Annotated in this window: 21 protein-coding genes; 7 read left to right on the forward strand and 14 right to left on the reverse strand. The window is 71.2% G+C overall.

Features of this window, described 5'->3' with window-relative positions; translation table 11 throughout:
* From murJ to GUY59_RS40175, 8 genes are all read right to left on the reverse strand, one after another.
* Positions 1 to 1,451: murein biosynthesis integral membrane protein MurJ (gene murJ, locus GUY59_RS40140; protein WP_161714954.1), on the reverse strand; the 1,451-nt coding region annotated here is incomplete at its 3' end.
* Between the two features lie 66 nt (positions 1,452 to 1,517).
* Positions 1,518 to 2,381 carry a hypothetical protein gene (locus GUY59_RS40145; protein WP_138207763.1) on the reverse strand — a complete coding sequence of 288 codons (864 nt, stop codon included), beginning with the start codon at positions 2,379 to 2,381 and terminating at the stop codon, positions 1,518 to 1,520.
* Position 2,382: 1 nt separating this feature from the next.
* Positions 2,383 to 3,363 carry a copper transporter gene (locus tag GUY59_RS40150; protein ID WP_138207765.1) on the reverse strand — a complete coding sequence of 327 codons (981 nt, stop codon included), beginning with the start codon at positions 3,361 to 3,363 and terminating at the stop codon, positions 2,383 to 2,385.
* Complete coding sequence (steA, locus tag GUY59_RS40155; protein ID WP_138207785.1) at positions 3,360 to 4,556, reverse strand: putative cytokinetic ring protein SteA; 1,197 nt, start codon at positions 4,554 to 4,556, stop codon at positions 3,360 to 3,362. Before steA ends, GUY59_RS40150 begins: the two co-directional genes overlap by 4 nt.
* Before the next feature lie 73 nt (positions 4,557 to 4,629).
* Entirely contained in the window at positions 4,630 to 6,339 is a 1,710-nt protein-coding gene (gene recN / locus GUY59_RS40160; protein WP_138207787.1) for a DNA repair protein RecN, read from the reverse strand.
* Between the two features lie 156 nt (positions 6,340 to 6,495).
* Positions 6,496 to 7,395 carry an NAD kinase gene (locus tag GUY59_RS40165; protein ID WP_138207767.1) on the reverse strand — a complete coding sequence of 300 codons (900 nt, stop codon included), beginning with the start codon at positions 7,393 to 7,395 and terminating at the stop codon, positions 6,496 to 6,498.
* On the reverse strand, positions 7,392 to 8,204 hold the full coding sequence (locus GUY59_RS40170; protein ID WP_138207769.1) for a TlyA family RNA methyltransferase: 813 nt from the start codon (positions 8,202 to 8,204) through the stop codon (positions 7,392 to 7,394). Before GUY59_RS40170 ends, GUY59_RS40165 begins: the two co-directional genes overlap by 4 nt.
* A complete protein-coding gene (locus GUY59_RS40175) occupies positions 8,201 to 8,461 on the reverse strand; it encodes a hypothetical protein (protein ID WP_138207771.1) in 261 nt (86 codons plus the stop codon). Before GUY59_RS40175 ends, GUY59_RS40170 begins: the two co-directional genes overlap by 4 nt.
* Before the next feature lie 124 nt (positions 8,462 to 8,585).
* On the opposite strand from GUY59_RS40175, the gene GUY59_RS40180 reads away from it, so the two are divergent.
* The 4 genes from GUY59_RS40180 (at position 8,586) to GUY59_RS40195 (ending at position 9,849) form a co-directional block, all read left to right on the forward strand.
* Positions 8,586 to 8,933 (forward strand): SCP2 sterol-binding domain-containing protein, encoded by a 348-nt coding sequence (locus GUY59_RS40180; protein WP_138207789.1) that lies wholly within the window; start codon positions 8,586 to 8,588, stop codon positions 8,931 to 8,933.
* 70 nt (positions 8,934 to 9,003) lie between these two features.
* Entirely contained in the window at positions 9,004 to 9,480 is a 477-nt protein-coding gene (locus tag GUY59_RS40185; protein ID WP_138207773.1) for an ABC transporter ATP-binding protein, read from the forward strand.
* Positions 9,481 to 9,486: 6 nt separating this feature from the next.
* Positions 9,487 to 9,666, forward strand: coding sequence for a hypothetical protein (locus tag GUY59_RS40190; protein WP_138207775.1), 180 nt, complete (start codon positions 9,487 to 9,489; stop codon positions 9,664 to 9,666).
* A complete protein-coding gene (locus GUY59_RS40195) occupies positions 9,667 to 9,849 on the forward strand; it encodes an ABC transporter permease (protein WP_138207777.1) in 183 nt (60 codons plus the stop codon).
* A 16-nt stretch (positions 9,850 to 9,865) separates the two neighbouring features.
* Here GUY59_RS40195 and GUY59_RS40200 read toward each other — a convergent pair whose 3' ends face one another.
* On the reverse strand, positions 9,866 to 10,837 hold the full coding sequence (locus tag GUY59_RS40200) for an HAD-IIA family hydrolase (protein ID WP_138207779.1): 972 nt from the start codon (positions 10,835 to 10,837) through the stop codon (positions 9,866 to 9,868).
* Between the two features lie 72 nt (positions 10,838 to 10,909).
* On the opposite strand from GUY59_RS40200, the gene GUY59_RS40205 reads away from it, so the two are divergent.
* On the forward strand, positions 10,910 to 11,365 hold the full coding sequence (locus GUY59_RS40205; RefSeq protein ID WP_138207781.1) for a TipAS antibiotic-recognition domain-containing protein: 456 nt from the start codon (positions 10,910 to 10,912) through the stop codon (positions 11,363 to 11,365).
* 75 nt (positions 11,366 to 11,440) lie between these two features.
* On the opposite strand, the gene GUY59_RS40210 is transcribed toward GUY59_RS40205, so the two are convergent.
* Positions 11,441 to 11,863 carry a tetratricopeptide repeat protein gene (locus GUY59_RS40210; RefSeq protein ID WP_132338557.1) on the reverse strand — a complete coding sequence of 141 codons (423 nt, stop codon included), beginning with the start codon at positions 11,861 to 11,863 and terminating at the stop codon, positions 11,441 to 11,443.
* 120 nt (positions 11,864 to 11,983) lie between these two features.
* Here GUY59_RS40210 and GUY59_RS49475 point away from each other — a divergent pair, with 120 nt between their 5' ends.
* On the forward strand, positions 11,984 to 13,696 hold the full coding sequence (locus tag GUY59_RS49475) for a DUF1015 family protein (RefSeq protein WP_442939071.1): 1,713 nt from the start codon (positions 11,984 to 11,986) through the stop codon (positions 13,694 to 13,696).
* A gap of 72 nt (positions 13,697 to 13,768) precedes the next feature.
* Here the strand turns inward: GUY59_RS49475 and GUY59_RS50305 are convergent, their stop codons facing one another.
* The 3 genes from GUY59_RS50305 to GUY59_RS40230 form a co-directional block, all read right to left on the reverse strand.
* Positions 13,769 to 14,053 carry a histidine phosphatase family protein gene (locus GUY59_RS50305; RefSeq protein ID WP_201761906.1) on the reverse strand — a complete coding sequence of 95 codons (285 nt, stop codon included), beginning with the start codon at positions 14,051 to 14,053 and terminating at the stop codon, positions 13,769 to 13,771.
* Positions 14,054 to 14,067: 14 nt separating this feature from the next.
* Complete coding sequence (locus GUY59_RS50310; protein WP_201761907.1) at positions 14,068 to 14,409, reverse strand: histidine phosphatase family protein; 342 nt, start codon at positions 14,407 to 14,409, stop codon at positions 14,068 to 14,070.
* A gap of 288 nt (positions 14,410 to 14,697) precedes the next feature.
* Complete coding sequence (locus GUY59_RS40230) at positions 14,698 to 15,153, reverse strand: single-stranded DNA-binding protein (protein ID WP_330849284.1); 456 nt, start codon at positions 15,151 to 15,153, stop codon at positions 14,698 to 14,700.
* Between the two features lie 75 nt (positions 15,154 to 15,228).
* On the opposite strand from GUY59_RS40230, the gene GUY59_RS40235 reads away from it, so the two are divergent.
* Positions 15,229 to 16,155 carry an MBL fold metallo-hydrolase gene (locus GUY59_RS40235; RefSeq protein WP_171055621.1) on the forward strand — a complete coding sequence of 309 codons (927 nt, stop codon included), beginning with the start codon at positions 15,229 to 15,231 and terminating at the stop codon, positions 16,153 to 16,155.
* Between the two features lie 95 nt (positions 16,156 to 16,250).
* Here the strand turns inward: GUY59_RS40235 and GUY59_RS40240 are convergent, their stop codons facing one another.
* Complete coding sequence (locus GUY59_RS40240; RefSeq protein WP_138208398.1) at positions 16,251 to 17,504, reverse strand: hypothetical protein; 1,254 nt, start codon at positions 17,502 to 17,504, stop codon at positions 16,251 to 16,253.
* Between the last annotated feature and the right edge of the window lie 446 nt (positions 17,505 to 17,950).

Genomic DNA, 17,950 nt, shown 5'->3' on the forward strand with positions numbered 1-17,950 from the left:
AGGTAGCCCAGCGTCCCTCCGGCGGCGGCGGCTCCCACGGCCCGAAGGAGCCCCGCCACGGCTCCGCGTCCTCGGGCCTGCACGACTGAGACCAGCAGCAGCGCCCCGCCCACGCTCATGCCCACGCTCATGCCGAGCGCCATCCCGCCGATCTTCCACCCTTCGGGCAGCAGCAGCACGAAGACGGCCTGCGCGGCCATCACCACCACCCATCCCGCCACGGTCCCGGTGGCGGCGGCCCGGCCGCAGCCGGCCGCGTAGAGCACCCGGCCGGCGTGCGCGATGAGCCCGTATCCGACCAGCCCGGGCGCGAACAGCGCGATCGCGGCGGCCAGTTGAGGCGCGGGCACCTCGCTCATGGTCCCGAGGAACACCACGGCTCCCGGCCCTGACGCGGCGGCCAGCACCCCGGCGGCCAGGCCGGACACCAGCACCACGGCCCGCGTCGTGCGCGCGGCCAGCGCCGCGAACGCCTCCGGCTCGCCCGCCTGCGCGGCCAACCGGGGGAACGCGCTGGTCGCGATGGGCACGGCCAGCACGGCATAGGGCATCAGGTAGATCGCCCACGCGTAGTTGTAGACGGTGATGGCGCCGTTGCCGATCGCGTTGTTCGACAGCAGCAGCACCACGATCATGGCCGCCTGCTGGGCGAGGAGGGTCGCGATCCCGGCCAGGGCGAGCCTGCGCACCTGCACGGCCACACCGTCGGGGAAACGTAAGGTGGGCCGCCACCGCAGGCCCAGGCGGACGACGGGGCCCGCCACGGCCAGCACCAGGGACAGCACCCCGAGGCTCGTGCCGACCGACAGCGCGAGCTCGGCCGCCGACGGCACCTCGGCGGGATCGCGCACCCCGCCGCTGAGCGGCACGAACAGCAGGTAGGCGACGACGACCACGATGCTGGAGACCAGAGGCGCGACCGCGGGCCCGGCGAAACGGTTTTGCGACTGCAGCACACCGTAGAGCACGACGGCGACGCCGTAGAGGGGGACCTGCGGGGCGAAGACGACCAGCATGCGCGTGGCGATGGCCGTCACCGCGCCGGCGTCGGGGCAGTTGTCGATGACGTCGCCGAAGAACAGCCCGATGATCGGCTCGGCGAGCAGCGCGGTGAGCACGCCCAGCGGCACGAGCACGACGACCACCCACGTCAGCAGCGCCGAGCTGATCCACCCCGCCCGCTCGCCGGGGCCGTCGCCCTCGGCGCCGTCACGCCCGGCCGCCCCCGCGAGGACGGGAACGACCATCCCCGCCAGGGCGCCGCCGACGACCACCTCGAACACGATGTTGGGAATCTGGTTGGCCGTCATGTAGGCGGTGGACAGGCAGTTGGTGCCGACCGTCTGCGCGAAGGCATATTGTTTGCCGAAACCGGCGATGCGTGCCAGCACCGTGAGCGCCCCGATGAGCAGGGCACCGCCGGCCACACCCCGCGCCGTCACCACCCGCACGCCGCCTCCCCGCGCACGATCACGCTTACGCAGACATCCTGGCAGGTCGTACCGACAGAAGGCGGATCACGCGGGGCCGACGGGACGGCGGCCCATCATGTCGAGGCGGTTGAGCACCGGGTTGCCCGCGATGACCTTGGTGAAACTGATCTTCTCGGCGGCCGCGGTCAGGGCCACGACGGTGCCGAGCAGCACGTAGCGGCCGGGTCTGCCGAGCTTGGTCACCGCCGCGAGCCCGAGCAGCGCGCCCAGGGAGTTGGCGCCGGCGTCGCCGAGCATCGCGCGCTCGCCGAGGTCGTCGGGCAGCAGCGCGGCCGCGGCCCCGAGCGGGACGGCGCTCAGCGCCGCGGCGGCGGGCGAGCCGCGCCGGACGGAGGCGGCGAGCAGCGGCCCGCCGGCGAGCAGGCCGACCTTGATGGCGCGGCCCGGGCGCAGATCGAAGAGGTTGGCGAGGTTGGCGGCGCCTGCGATGGTCGCGCCGTTGACCAGGGTGTCGGCGGGGCCCTTGGAGACGAGGGCGGCCGCGCCGAGTCCGGTGGCGCCGATGCCGAGGATCTTGACGGCGCCGCTGGTGACCTCACCGCGGGCGAGCGCGCTCAGGTGCCCTTTGAAACCCTTGGAGGCCGTGGTGCCGTAGAGGTCGTCGTAGGCGCCGAGCGCTCCGCTGCCGCCTCCGGCGAGCAGCGCGGCGGCGCGTACGCGGCCGGGAACGCCGGGCGTGAAGGCGGCGGCGGCTCCCGCGCCGGCGACGAAGGCGGGGCCTTCCAGCAGGGTGATGGGCTCGCCGCGGTGGTTCTTCCGTGTCCACCGGCCGCTCAGCTCGGCCGGCCGGTTGCGGGTGAAGGCGGCATAGGCGGCGCGGGCGGCGGCGGCGCCGATCGCGGCGCCGGCTAGGGCGTAGAGCAGGCCACGGGCCCTGCTGGCAGGCATGTCAGCTCCCTGACTCGCTGGTGGGGGTGGGGGTGGCGGACGTCACCGCCGGCATGGGGGACGACGCGCCGATGCCCACGCCGTAGTGTCCGGAGCGCCCGGCCAGCTGCTCCTGCAACGACTGTACGATCACGACGCGGCCCATGGGCATGTCGGCCGAGTCGACGGTGGTGACGCGCTTGGCGATGTCGCTGTCGTCGCGGGTGTGGCCGATCGCGTCACCGGGGACGGCGGTGAGGGCGGCCGGGCCTCCGGCGAGCACCGTGCCGTTGCCACCCACGTCGAACCCGTCGGCCATCGAGGCGATCGCACCGGCCTGGGTCTCGGCGTTCTCCCCTTCGTACGGCTTCTCCGGCGCTAGCACCACCGCGAGCGTGGCCCGCTTGCCGGGGTCGCCGTCGAGGGTGAGCAGCCCGCCGGTCTCGAAGGCGCTCAGCACCTCGGTGGTGGCGGCGTTGGGGGTGCCGACCTGGGATGAGTCGGTGGTGACCAGGGCGGCGGAGAGCAGCGTGGCGGCGCGGTCCCAGGCGGTGGCGGTTTCGGCGAAGACCATGTTGGCCGGTTTGAGCTGGTTGACCAGGCCGTCGAGCACGCCGGCGCCCTTGGGGTCGAGGAACTTCTCCGTCAACGTGACGCGCCCGGAGATCTCCGCGCCCGCCTCGCCGAGCACCTGTTGCGCCGCCTCACGGATCGTCGTGCTGGAGCCCGGCGTCTCGATGAGGAGCACGCTCTGCCCGGCCAGGTCACCTGCCACAATGTCGGGCGTCATGGAGGTGACGAGTGCGTCGTTGGCGGCCTCGCGGCCCTGCAGCGTGTCGATCTGCCCGCGCAACTCCTCCTTGGTCTTGGTGAGTGCGGCGGTCATCTCCTGCGCCGACTTGACCGCGGGCTCCTGCAAGAGCGTGGTGCCCAGCACGATGCCCACCGCCAGGGCCAGGAAGACGGCGACGATGGAGACGAGGTGGTAGCGAAAATCGATCACGAGAAGAGTCCGACCAGCCAGAAGATGAACGCGTTCCAGGCGTCTTGCAGGCCGTTCAGCCAGGTCTGGCCGATCGGCGAGAGGGAGAGCGCGACCCCCATGGTGATCAACGCGGTGATCACCAGGAGGAGGAGCTGCGGGGTGGTGATGCGGCTGCGGTAGAGCCTGCTCACGCCTTTGGCGTCGATGAGCTTGCTGCCGATGATCAGGCGGGTGAGGAAGGTGCTGGCCATGCCGGGCCGGCCCTTGTCGAGGAACTCCTCCAGCGTGCCGTGGGTGCCGACGGCGACGATCAGCTCGGCGCCCTTGTCGTCGGCCAGGAGCATCGCGATGTCCTCGCTGGTGCCGGTGGCGGGGAAGATCACGGCTTCGCGGCCGAGCTGGTGGACGCGCTCCAGACCGGGGGCCCGGCCGTCGCGGTAGGCGTGCACGACGAGCTCGGCGCCGCAGGTCAGGGCCTTGGTGGAGACCGAGTCGAAGTCGCCGACGATCACGTCGGGCTGGTAGCCAGCGTCCAGCAGCGCGTCGGCGCCGCCGTCGACCCCCACGAGCACCGGACGGTATTCGCGGATGTAGGGCCGCAGAGTGGCGATGTCTTCCTTGTAGTGGTAGCCGCGCACCACGATGAGGACGTGCCGGCCCTCCATGGAGGTGCGGATCTCCGGCACGCCGACGCCCTCGATGAGGAGCCTGCCCTCACCGCGTACGTATTCCATGGTGTTGACGGCGAACGCCTCGATCTGGACGGCCAGCCCCGCGCGCGCCTCGGCCATGGCGGCCTCGACCGTCTCGATGCTCTGCTCGTCACCTTTGCCGACGATGTCGTCGTCGAGGTAGACCACGCCGTCGCAGACCCGGACGACGTCGCCGTCCTTGATCCGCTCGAACAACTCCCGGTTGGCGTTGTCGATGAACGGTACGCCCGCTTCCAGCAGAATCTGAGGCCCCAGGTTGGGGTAACGGCCGCTGATACCCGCAGCGGTGTTGACCACGGCCGCTGCTCCGCACGCGACAAGAGCCTCCGCGCTGACCCGGTCTACGTCGACATGATCGATGATCGCAATTTCCCCCGGCTGGAGGCGTTTGGTGAGCCTCTTGGTCCGCCGGTCGATTCTCGCCACTGCCGTAACACCGGGAAGGCTCTCGGCCTTCCAACCACGGAGGCCCGGCATCCTGCTCCCCGGAACCTTCATCATGACCATCCTGCCAGAGAGAAACGGCGCAAGGGCCACGCATGACGCGGCGTGTCCACTATGTCACCCAGGATCACCTGTCCGCCGCTGCCAGCCCCAGCAGTTCCTCGGCGTGCGCCCGGCCCAGCTCGGAATCCTCGAGACCGGCCAGCATGCGGGACAGCTCACGCACGCGTCCCTCGTGGTCGAGGGCCACGACGCCGCTGCGCACGACGCTGCCGTCGCCGGCCTTCTCAACCACGAGATGCTGGTCGGCGAAGGCCGCCACCTGCGGCAGGTGGGTGACCACGATCACCTGGGCGGTCCGGGCGAGCCGGGCGAGCCGGCGCCCGATCTCGACCGCGGCCTTGCCGCCGACGCCCGCGTCGACCTCGTCGAACACGAACGTCGGCACCGGGTCGGCACCGGCGAACACCACCTCGATCGCCAGCATCACCCGGCTCAGCTCGCCGCCGGAGGCTCCCTTGTTGAGCGGCAGCGGCGGCGCGGCCGGATGGGCGGCCATCCGCAGCTCCACCTCGTCGCGGCCCTCGGGACCGAACTCCTCGCTCTGGCCGAGCTGGACGACGACCTTGGCGTGCGGCATGGCCAGCGCCGTCAGTTCCTCGGTCACGGCCTGGCCGAACCGCTCCGCGGCCGCCTCGCGCACCTTGGTGAGCTCGGCCGCCAGCTCGGTGAGCCGGGTGGTCAGCTCGTCGTATTCGCGGGTCAGCTCGTCGATGCGCTCGTCGTCGCCTTCCAGCTCGGACAGGCGGGCGGCGGCCTGCTGCGCCCAGGCCAGCACCCCGGCGCTGTCCTCGCCGTACTTGCGGATCAGGCCGGACAGCACCGACCGGCGTTCCTGCACCGCCGCCAGCCGCGTGGGGTCCGCCTCGATCGACTCCGCGTACGCCGCCAGATCGGTGGCCACGTCGGAGATCAGGTAGCCGGCCTCGGCCAGCCGGTCGGCGACCCCGGCGAGCTGGGCGTCGAAGTCGCGCACCGCCTGGACCGCCGACTTCGCCTCGCCGAGCAGCGAGATCACGTCGTGCGGGCCTCCCGCGGCCTCCATCGGGTCGCCGAGCAGCGCCGTGTGCGCCGTGGTCGCGGCGCTGCGCAGCGCGTCGGCGTGCGAGAGCCGCTCCTCCTCGCCGCGCAGCTCGGCGTCCTCGCCCGGCTTTGGGTCGACCTTCTCGATCTCCTCCAGGCCGAAGCGGAGCATGTCGGCCTCCTGCGCCCGCTCCCTGGCCCTTGTGGTCAGCTCCTCAAGCAGCGCGGTGACCTTCTTGTGCCGTTTGTACGCCTGCGTGTAGGCCCGCAGCGGCTTGACCAGTTCGTCGCCCGCGTAACGGTCGAGCGCCGCGCGCTGCCGGGCCGCCTGGAGCAGCCGCTGCTGGTCCATCTGCCCGTGCACCGCCACCAGGTCGTCGGCGAGGTAGGTCAGGGTGCCGACGGGCACCGTGCGCCCGCCCAGCCAGGCCCTGGACCTGCCCTCCGCGGAGACGGCCCGCGAGATGATCAGCGTGCCGTCCTCGACCTCGCCACCGATGTCCTCGACCTGCTGGGCGACGTGGCCGCCCTGCTCGACGACGAGGGTCCCCTCGACGGTCGCCTTGTCGGCGCCCGGCCGGATGCGCGAAGGATCGGCCCGGCCGCCGAACAGCAGGCCGAGCCCGGTGACGACCATCGTCTTGCCCGCGCCGGTCTCGCCGGTGACCACGTTGAAGCCCGGCGAGAGCTCGAGAACGGCCTCATCGATGACGCCGAGCCCCTGGATGCGGACCTCCTCGACCCTTGGTCGCACTGCCCACTCCCGTTCACTGCCCTGTCTGATGGTCACCCGGATCGCCTCCGGAAGCCGGCAGCGGCTGCCGGCTCTGGACCGCTGGACCGCTGGGGGGCGGCCCACCATGCCCACGTGCGTGTCCACGTGATCCTACGCGCTCTGCCCTCCATCCACTCAGGGTCGCACCCTTCCGCGCCAGCCCTGCACGGGCAGCTCGAACTTGGCCACCAGCCGGTCGGTGAAGGGGGCCCCGGTGCTCTCCACGCCGTGCAGACGTGCCAGGCGTACGGGCTCGGCGCCCCTGCGGACCTCCACCCGCGTGCCCGGCGGCAGCTCGAACCTGCGGCGGCCGTCGCACCACAGGACCCCGCACGGCGTGTCGGGCAGGATCTCCACGGCCAGCGTGGAGCGCGGCGAGATGACCAGCGGCTTGGCGAACAGCGCGTGGGCGCTGATGGGCACCATGAGCAGCGCCTCCACCTCCGGCCACACGATGGGGCCGCCGGCGGAGAAGGCGTAGGCGGTGGAGCCCGTCGGGGTGGCGCAGATCACGCCGTCGCAGCCCCACCTGGACAGCGGCCGGCCGTCGATCTCGGCGACGACCTCGAGCAGGCGCTCCTGCTTCTCGACGGTGACCTCGTTGAGCGCCCAGGTGTCGGCCAGCACCTGCCCGTTCATCCTGGCGACGACGTCGACCGTCATGCGCTCCTCGACGTCGTAGCGCCCCGCCACGACGCTGTCGACGGCCGTGGCCAGGTCGGCCACCTCCGCCTCCGCCAGGAAGCCGACGTGCCCGAGGTTGACCCCCAGCAGCGGCGTGCCGGCCGGCCGGGCCAGCTCGGCCGCGCGCAGCAGCGTACCGTCGCCGCCGAGCACGATCATGACCTCGGCCTCCTTGGCCGCGCCCGGGTCGCCGGGCACGGCCTCCACTCTGGCGCTGCCGATCTCGCCGGCCTCGCTGTCGAGCACCATGACGGTGATGCCGGCGTCGATCAGCCGGTCGACGACCAGGCGTGCGCTCTCGAGCGCGGCGTCACGCCCGGTGTGTACGGCGACCAGCACGGTTCGGTTCATTGCGGCCCTTCCTCGACGGCCCGCTGGATCTCTGCGTCGAGGTCGGCGACCGGCGGCTCGCCTTCCCCTTTGCCCAGCCAGAGGAGATATTCCACATTTCCCGACGGCCCCGGCAGCGGACTCGCGGTCACGCCGCGCACGGCCAGCCCCAGGTCCTGAGCCCGGGCGGCGGCGTCGCGCACGGCACTGGCCCGCAACACGGGATCGCGCACCACGCCACCCGCCCCGACTCGGTCCTTGCCCACTTCGAACTGCGGTTTGACGAGCATCACGAAGTCGGCTCGCGGCGCGGCCACCTCGGCCAGGGCGGGCAGCACGATCCGCAGCGAGATGAAGGACAGGTCTCCCACGATCAGCGTGGGCGGCTCGCCGGCCATGCCGGGGGTGAGGTCGCGCACGTTGACGCGCTCCATCACCGTGACCCGCTCGTCGGTGCGCAGGGACCAGGCCAGCTGGCCGTACCCGACATCGACGGCCACCACGTGTGCGGCCCCGCGACGCAGCAGCACGTCGGTGAACCCGCCGGTGGACGCGCCCGCGTCGAGACAGCGGCGGCCTTCGACCGTCAGGCGCTCGAACGCCTCCAGCGCGCCGAGCAGCTTGTGCGCTCCTCGCGAAACGTAGTCGGGCCCGTCGTCCGAGGCGGCCACGACGATGGCGGAGGCGGTGTCGACCTGGGTGGCCGCCTTGCCGGCCCGGTGCCCGCCGACGGTGACCCGGCCGGCCTCGATGAGCTGGGTGGCCTGCTCGCGCGACCTGGCCAGCCCTCGGCGTACCAGCTCGCTGTCGAGGCGGATCCTGCGGCTCACCGCTGGCCCGCGGGGCGCTCACCGGCACCCTGCCCGCCCATAACGTGCCCGCCCGCAACGTGCCGACCTGTAAGAGCCTGCCCGTCCGGAGCCTGCCCGCCCGAGTCGTCAACGGCCGCCAGCACGCTCTCCAGTCCGGAGAACGCCTCGTCGAAGATCGCCACGTGCTCGCTCACCGGCTGCTCGCCCAGACGGCCGAGCCCGGCCACGATGGCGTCGACCCGCTCGTCGCCGGTCCCTTCCGGCAGCTCACTCATGTCTCGACGTTAACGCCTCCGGCGGGCGCCCGGGACCTTGGCGGGCCCGTCAGTCGTTGAAGGTCGTACGGGGTGCTACTGATGTGGAACGCTACCGTCCGCGAAGGAAGAAGGGATGCGCATCATGGCAAGCGTCGAGGAGTGCCGGGCGGCACTGGCCAGGCTCGTCGACCAGTTCGACGAGATCGACGAGGCCGACCGTGCCAAGCACGTCGTCGAGCGCACGGTCAGCTGCCGGGTTCCCGACCTCGACGTGACCTTCTACGGTCGCCTGACGCACGGGGGGCTCGACCCGTTCGCCGAGACGCCTCCGGCCGGCGGCAAGCCGGCCGACGTCAAGCTCACGATCGTGAGCGACGACCTGATCGCGCTGGTCGACGGGGAGCTCGACCTGGCGCGCGCGCTGCTCGGGGGGCGGGTGAAGGTCGACGCCAGCTTCGGCGACCTGCTGCGGCTGCGCAAGCTGATCTGAGGGGCTGTCGACTCGCACTGGCGCCGAACCGTTAATGACCTCGTTAACTGTTATGCGATGATGTGAAGTGATGACTGCGATCATCCAGACCGAGGGCCTGCGCCGTGCCTTCGGCGACCACCACGCCGTCGACGGGCTGGACCTGGCGGTGGCTCCCGGCGAGACCTTCGGGCTGCTCGGCCCCAACGGCGCGGGCAAGACCACCACGATCAAGATGTTGTCCACGCTGCTCCCGCCGAGCGCGGGCGCGGCGCGAGTGTGCGGGTTCGACGTGGTGACGGAGGCGGCAGCCGTACGCCGCCGCATCGGCTACGTGATGCAGCAGGTCTCGCCCATGGGCCACTACCTGCTGACCGGCAGGGAGAAGGCCGAGATCGAGGCGTCCCTCTGCCACGTGCCGCGGCGGCGGGTGAAGGCCAGGGCCCGCGAGGTCCTGGAGCTGGTCGGGCTGTCCGGCAGCGCCGACCGCCCCGTGACAGGTTATTCGGGCGGCATGCAGAAACGCCTCGACCTGGCCTCGGACTGCTGCACCAGCCCGAGCTGCTGATACTCGATGAGCCGACGCTCGGCCTCGACGTGCAGTCGCGCCACCACATCTGGGAGCACCCTGGCCTGCTCGGTGCCCTCCCACGGCACGTTCTTCGCGGTCACGGGGTTCGCCACGCTGCCCCTGCTGTTCATGAGCAACGCGTTCGTGCCGCTGTCGGCCATGCCGGCGTGGATGCCGGCGTAAATGGAGGTCAGGGCCAGGGTCAACCCGCTCACCTACGCCATCGAGGCCATCCGGCTGCTGGTGCTGCGGGGCTGGAGCGGCGGCGTGCCGCTGTCGCTCGCGGCGCTGGTCGTGGCCTGCGCCCTGCTCCTCACCGTGGGCGCCTGGCAGTTCGCCCGCCAGACCGCTGAACGGATCGCATGAGCCCCTGAAGGCGCCGCTATCCGACCCGGTCCAGTACGGGCTTGACGGCGCCCTCCTCGATCTGCCCGTCGCCGGCCGCGGACCAGGCGGCGTCGCAGGCGGCACGGAGCCCGTCGATGCGGTCGCCGTCACCGTCGAGGCACAACACGCCGTCGCGCCACCGGGCCCGCCACCCACCGCAGGAACCGTCGCGCACCTCGGGATAGGGCCGCAGCAGCGCCCTCAGGTCCTGCCCGACGTACGTGGGCCGGTGCCGGGGCGCCGCCGTCAGCACCTCGACCGGCGTGGCCACCCCCGTCAGCACCAGCAGGCTCTCCACCCCGGCGTTGGAGGCGCCCTCGATGTCGGTGTCGAGCCGGTCGCCCACCACCAGAGGCCGCCGGGTTCCCGTACGCAGCATCGACTCCCGGTGCAGCGGCGGGTCCGGCTTGCCCGCGTACACCGGCTCCACCCCCGTGGCGGCGGCGATCACCCGGACCATCGACCCGTTGCCCGGCAGTTCCCCGCGGCGCGTGGGCATGGTGCTGTCGCGGTTGGAGGCCACGAAGAGCGCCCCCCGCCGCACGGCGAGCGTCCCCTCCGCCAGCAGCTCGTACGACAGACCTGGCGCTATCCCCTGCACCACGGCGGCGGGGGACTCGGCGGCGGCGGACACGGGCCGCAGCCCCTGCTCCCGTACGGCCAGCCGCAGCCCCGACCCGCCGACCACCAGCACGTTCGAACCCGGCGAAACGCGCTCCGCGACCAGCCGGGCGGCCGCCTGAGCCGACGTGACCACGTCGGAGGCCGTGGCGGGCGCGCCGAGCTCACGCAGGTGCGCGGCGATGGCTGCCGGCGTCCGGGAGGCGTTGTTGGTCACGTACGCCAGCCGCACTCCTCTGCGCCGGGCCTCCTCCAGCGCCGCCGGGGCGCCCGGGACCGCGTGGCCGCCCAGGTAGACCACGCCGTCGAGGTCGAGCAGCAGGGTGTCATAGCCGTCGATCAGCACAGCGTCCCTTCCCGATTGACTCTCACGCCGCGTGAGACTTTAGCGTCGCCGTCATACGCGCCTGCGGAAGGGATGGACCTTGTCCGCGAACTTGAACCTCACCCCCGAGGAACGCACCGAACTGTTCGGCGATTTCCGTCCGGAGGAGCACGCGGAGAGGCCGGGCGCCGCTGGGGCGGCACCCGGACACGCAACGACGCGCAACGATGCGCCGCCTCGCGCTCCAAGGAGGACTGGAAACGCGTCGTGGCCGACGCGGCAGGCATCTACGCCCGCACGGCCGACGTCATGCGGACGGGCGCGCCGGCGGACGGCGAGCCCGCCATAGACCTGGCCGAGGAGCACCGCGCTCACCTGACCCGCTGGTGCTACGACTGCACCTATGAGACGGACCACCGCTTCACCGCCTCCATCGACGGGACGGCGCCGGGGCTGGCGGGCCTACCTCCGGACGGCCATCGCCGCCAACGCCTCCCGCCACGACGCGTGATCCGTGACCGGGGACGCCCGGTGGTCCGGCGCCCGTGACTGAGCCGGCCGCCCTCCGGGACGATCTCGCCCTCGAAACGCTCACCCGTCGCAGCCCGAGCGGCGATCCTGTCGCTACATCTCGCGGCGTGCGCGCAGGGTCGCCCGGACACTCTTCAACGCGGAAACGTAATGCCGTTCGTCGGGCCGCATGGCGACCGCGATGGCCAGCGGTTCCTGTGCGCCTTCCACGTCCCCGGTCCGCCACAAGGACAATCCGAGACCGAAGTAGGCGTAATCCTCGGCCGGATTGGCGTCCACGATCTGGCGGAAACTGACCGCCGCCTCAGCGTATTGGCGGGAATTGAACTGCGCCCTCGCCAGCGCCTCCAGAATGCTGCGTGATTCCGGCTCGGCCGCGGCGGCCCTCTCCAGCAGGGCCGCCGCGGCCGCCGGGCTGCCGTCCTTCAACAAGCGCACCCCACGCTGATACCAGTCGTAAACACCGCCCTCAGGAGCTCCCCAGCTCCCATCATGAACGTTGTCACTCTGACCCATACGTGAGGACTCCTTCATCGCTGGATGATGATCACCGTCCCGCCCTGCTGCGGAACGGAACCGACCGCAACCCCGGGGCGACTTCCGGACGGCGTAGACATTTATGGGAGCATGCCCGGTATGGGGACTCCTGAACTGCCGGTGCCTGATGGACTGGTGCTGCGGCCCTTCCGTGGCGTGCGTTTCGCTGTCGACGATCCCGCCAAGGTGACCTCTCCGCCGTACGACCTGATCTCCGACGCCGACGTGGACACGCTGCTCGACTCCCACCCCAACAACGTCGTACGGCTCATCCTTCCCCGCTCGTCCCCCGGTCACCCGTCCTCCGCCGACGTCCCCGCGCCACCACCCGCCGACGACGTTCCTGGCCGCCCCGGCACAGCGCGCGGCGGACAGCCCGGTGCCGCGCCGGACCCGCAGGCCCAGGAGCCGCTCGAATCGCGGTACACCGAGGCGAGGAACACGCTGGAGGCGTGGCTGGACACGGGCGTGCTGGTGGCCGACGACGTGCCGGCGCTCTACGTCTACGAGCAGAGCGGCGCGGACGTGCTGCAGCGGGGCCTCATCGGCGACGTGGGCCTGACCGACCCGGACCAGCGCATCATCCTCCCGCACGAGGACGTCATGCCGGGGCCCGTCGCCGACCGGCTCGCTCTGATGAGCACCACTCAGGCCAACCTCGAACCCATCTTCCTCCTCTACGACGGCGCGAACGGCACCGCCAGCCGCCTGGTCGACGAGGTGACCCGGTATCGGCAGCCCCTCGTGTCGGCCCGCACAGAGGACGGCCTCACCCACCGCCTGTGGGCCATCACGGATCCGGAGGAGCTCGCCGCGATCAACGCCGACCTCCATGACCGGCAGGCCCTGATCGCCGACGGACACCACAGGTATGCGACCTACCGCGTGCTCCAGCGTCAGGAACATGAAACACGCCGCCAGACCGGCCCGGCCGGCACGCAGGCCTCCGGCAGTGACCAGCGAGCCACCCCACCGACCACCCCGGACACCCGGCCGACGCCCCCGACGGCGTACGAAGCAGCCGGTCCCACGCCGCAACGTACCGGCGCAGCAGAGCCACGCCGTCCAGGCCCGCAGCCAACCCACTCGGCAGGCGCGCCACAACGTCCGGACCCCGAACGGGCCGACCTGGCGTCGCGACACGACGACAGCGCCGGAGCCGGGCGACCCGGATCCTCGCAACAGGACGACGGCGCCGGGACAGGGCAGGACGCTCCCGCGGCGGGAGCGGGTCGTTCGACGGCGGGCCCGTGGGATTTCGGGCTGGCCCTGCTCGTCGACAGCTCCGCGTACCCGCCCGACCTGAAGGCGATCCACCGCGTGATTCCCGGTCTTCCTCTGGACGAGGCGGCCGCCAGGGCGAAGGGGTCGTGGCGGGTCCATGACTATGACGACCTGACCCTGGGCCTGGCGGCGCTCGATGAGGCGGCGGAGCCGGCGTTCCTGCTGGCCGGTGAGGGCGGTGCGCACCTGCTCACCGATCCCGACCCGGTGCAGCTCGCCCATGCGATGCCGCCCGAGCGCTCCGACCGCTGGAGCAGCCTCAACACGTCCGTCCTGTCCGAGTTCGTCATGCCCAAGGTGTGGGGCATGCGTGACGATGAGCGGGCCGTGCGCATCGTCCATCACGACGCGCGAGCCGCGGTGCGGCTGGCCGCCCGCTCCGGTGGCACCGCCGTGATCCTCAAACCGCTCAAGGCCGAGGAGGTGCTTGCCGTCGCCGCCGGCGGCGAACGGGTGCCCCGCAAGAGCACCTCCTTCGGTCCGAAGCCCAGAACCGGTCTGGTCCTCCGCACGTTCGCGATCGACTGAGGCGTCCCGTCGTGGCGACGTGATGCTCGGCAGCACGTCACCTTCTTGGCCATCGAAGCCGCCAGGCAGAGGTCAGCCGGTTGCGGCGGAGTCGAGATGGCGGATGTCACCGAGGTGCACGACCGTGCGATTGTGAAAATAATCGTCTTCGCGCAGTGTGGTGATGCTGCCGGACGGCGCCAGGAAACTGGCATGGCCGACCGCCCTGATCGGCATTTTGATCCAGGACGCCACGACGAACGTCAAAGAACCACCGTGCGTCACGATGATCTGGTTGTCGCAGGGCCGCTGCACGATCTGGTCCATGGCCGCGTAGATGCGCCGCGCCAGCGCCGCCTTGGTTTCGGCTCCCGCCACGCCCTCGTCGTGTTCTAACCGCTCCCCGGCAGCCGGTGGCGGGATGAATCGTCGGTCCAGCCACTCCTGCGGCTTTCCCCCGCTTCTCCGTATGACTTCTCCCGCAGTCTGCGGTCCAAAATTGCTTTCACGCCGAACAACTCGGCGACTTTCTCGGCCGTCTGCCGGGTGCGCCGCAGATCCGAGGAGAACAGCTCCACCTCGGCCCCGGCCGGGATCCGGGCTCGCAGCACTTCGGCGATCGAGGCCGCCGCGCTGTGGCCGGTCGGCGTCAGCTGGAAATCATGCCAGCCGCCGACGACCCCCTCGACATGGTGCGTCGCCTCCGGATGAGTGACGACGTAAACGGTGCGCACGAGTGAGTCCTTCCTGTGGGTGACTGCCGTGGAGGTGATCTCAGAAGAGGGTTCACGAGCTGTCCGAACTGGCTGATCACAGCTCTGCTGCCGCCATGACCACGAACTGTCTGCGGCGGCGCAACCTCACGACGTGCAGAGGCGCCGCCCGTTGGCGGCTATACGGACGTTGCCCGCGCCCGGCAAGATCGTCGCAAGCCCCGACGAGGCCGGCGCGTGCACGCACGACCGGGCGATCCGGCCAGTCGTGCGTGCACGCGCCCCTGTGGCACTGGCGGCCGGCCGAGGTCAGGCGGCTCGTGCCAGGTAGGCCACCTGCCTGGGGATCAGGGCGGTGACATCCCCCTCGGAGCCGGCGGACGGGTCGGTGGCCGGGGCGTCGGGTACGGTCAGCTCGGCCTCGAAGGGTTTGGCGGAGCTCACCTCCACCTCGTACCTCCAGACCTTGGCCGCGGACGGCCCGAAGACCCGGCAGCGGAACGACCCCGCCACCTCGATGTAGTCGCGAGGTTTGAGGGTGCGAACTATGGCGGCGACCTCCGGGTTGAAGGTGACACACGGGATGCTGTCCGTCAGGGCGGCTCCGCGCCTGTGCCGTCGGCGGCGCACGATGACGCGCCACTTCGTCACGGTGTCGCCGCTCGGCAACGCGTGCTCCTCGGCCGCCGCTGACAGCCTTCCCACCAGCAAGACCTCATTGCGGTCCACTGTCTTCCTCCCCTGTCGGTTGTCTGGTGAGATCACTATCTACGATGAGGAGAAAGCCGGACCGGCTGGAATGCCGTTCTGGGGATAACGGCAGAACGTGCGGGAGCGCCTGTGGACAACATCACCGCTCTGGGCGGCGACGTCTATGAGATCGACACCAGGATGGCAGGTTATTCGGGCATCACGGCCGGTTATCTCATCCTGGGTGACCGGCCGTGCCTGGTGGAGACGGGCACCTCGACGTCCGCTCCGGTGGTGCGTGACGCGCTCGCGTCGCTCGGCGTCGGACCGGAGGACCTGGCCACCGTCGTGGTGACCCACATCCACCTGGATCATGCGGGAGGCGTAGGAGACATCGCCAGGTTCTTCCCTTCCGCGCAGGTCGTCGTTCACGAGAAGGGAGCCCGGCACCTCGCCGATCCGACCCGGCTGATGGCCAGTGCGCGCATGGTCTGGGGCGACCGGCTCGACACACTGTTCGGCGAGCTGTCCCCCACCGAGGCCGAGCGTATCGTCGCGCTCGGCGACACCGGCGCCATCGACCTGGGCAACGGGCGTACTCTGAGCAGCCACTACTCGCCCGGCCACGCCAAGCACCACGTGGGCCTGGTCGACTCCGCCACCGGAGATCTGTACGTCGGCGACGCCGCAGGGGTCTACTTGCCGGAGACGGGCGATCTGCGCCCCGCGACGCCTCCGCCGGACTTCGACCTGCAGACGGCACTCGACTCGATCGCCCTGTTCGGAGCGCTTGGGCCGCAACGCCTGCTGTTCAGCCACTACGGGCCGGTCGACGCCGTCCAGGAGACTCTGGAGCGGTCCGCGGAGGAGCTCCGCATCTGGGTCGATCTCACCCAGCAGGCCCGTTCGGATGGCATGGACCTCGACCACGCCGTCGCCATGGTCAGAGACCGCACCAAGGAGCGCTACACCGCGCTGAAGGCCGACGACCCGACGGCTGAGCACTTCGAACTGCTGAGCGGAGCACCCTCGAACGTGGCGGGCATCCTCCACTGGCTCGACCGCGTCTCACCGTGACGGACGACCGTTTCGGGTGACGCGGCCGTACAGGCAGACCCTCGAACGCGACACCCCGCCGCCACGATCAGTGGCGGCGGGGTGTCCTGCCGGCGTCAGTCGTCCGTCTTGGGACGGTCCGCGGTGGGCTCGCCGAGCGCGTCACCGAAATCGGGCTCGATGAACGCCGGGGTGATGCCCGGGGTTTCGCCATGCTCCTTGGCCTCGGGAGCATCCGGCCGGTCGGCCGCGCGATCCTGCGTGCGCTCGTCCTGCTCCGCTTCGTGGTGACGAACGGCCGGCTGCTCATCAGGAACGCCCGGCTTCTCCGCCTGGACACGCGGGTCCTCGTCCGGAACCTGAGGGCTCTCGGTCGGGACCTCCGTGTCCGCTCCGTCGGTGTCCTGAGCTTCGACGACTCGGGCTCCCGCATCCGGGTCCTCGGGATCCGCGACATCGGCCTTCCGTACCTCAACGTCCTGGACGTCAGCATCCTGGACGTCGCCGCCGTGAACGCCCACGGAAGCTTGTTGCGGCTCAGCCGCGTCCTGGGAACCCGAACCCTGGTCATCGGGTACGTCCGCCCGCTCCGGCACGTCGACGACCCGGCCCTCATCCGCCTCCATCCCCAGGAGGTCACCGGTAGTGAGGTCGTCGGTATCGGAGGCGTCGTCGTCGAAGTCCTCCTCGAGGTCCTCGATGACGGACCCGGTCAGCTCCGCGTACCGTTCTGCCGCGTCTGTCTCGCCGTCCTCGTCGAACGCCATCGCCCTCCCGAACCAGTCGGTGGCCGCCTCCTGGTGACCGGCGTCGGCCAGTGCGTCCGCGTAGGCGAACGCCAGCCGGGCCGACCACGGCTTGGGTTGCGGGTCGCGCAGCTCGGGCAGGCGCTGCAGCGTGATCACGGCGGCGTCGTGCTGGCCCAGGTCGCGCCGGGCCCCGGACTCGACGATGGTCAGCTCGATGCGCCCGGCCCTGTCGAGACGTTCGGCTTCCGGCGAGCGTACGAGGTCGATGGCCCTTTCCGGACGGCCGAGGCCGCGCTCGCAGTCGGCAATGACCGCCAGGTACACGTCCGAGCCCGTCATCCGCCTGGCCGCCCGCAGATCGCTCAGGGCCTCGGAGAAGTGGCCCGCGCGGTAGGCGACGATGCCCGCGGCCTCGCGTACGACACCGATACGCGCCGCGAACCTGCGCGCGACCTTCGTGTGCTCATGTGCACGGTCGGGGTCGTCGTCCTCCAGCGCGCGCTCGGCGGCCACCAGGTGCCGACCGACCAGGTCGGCGAGGTCACCGGGCAGCGACCGCAGTTCTTCCAGGACCTCCTTGTCGAGCTCGTCCGCGGTGATGTCGGGCTCGACCTCGGGCAACCGCTCGCGCTGCGGCGCCTCGGCCTCGCGATCGGGCCTGCCGTATCTGGCGCGGGATCCGGTACTGTCCTCGCGGTCGTCCCGGGAGAACGGCCGGCCTTCGCGAGAGCCACTGTCACGACGGTCCCCGTAACCGCCTTCACGCCGCTCGCCATAACCGCCGCCGCGACGCGGGCCACGATCGTCCCGGTCGCGGAACGGGCGGCGGCCGTCATCCTCACGACGAGGACCACGGTCGAATCCCCCCTCACGACGGGGACCACCGCGGTCCTCCTCACGACGGGGACCGTGACCACCTTCGCGTCGCGGGCCGCGATCGTCCCGATCCCGGAACGGACGGCGGCCATCGTCATCACGACGCGGACCCCGATCATCCCGATCCCGGAACGAACGCCGCTCACCACCCCGGAACCCACGATCATCACCCTCACGACGAGGACCACGAT

It is taken from the genome of Nonomuraea sp. K271, assembly GCF_009908215.1.
Classification (GTDB): Bacteria; Actinomycetota; Actinomycetes; order Streptosporangiales; family Streptosporangiaceae; genus Nonomuraea; species Nonomuraea longispora.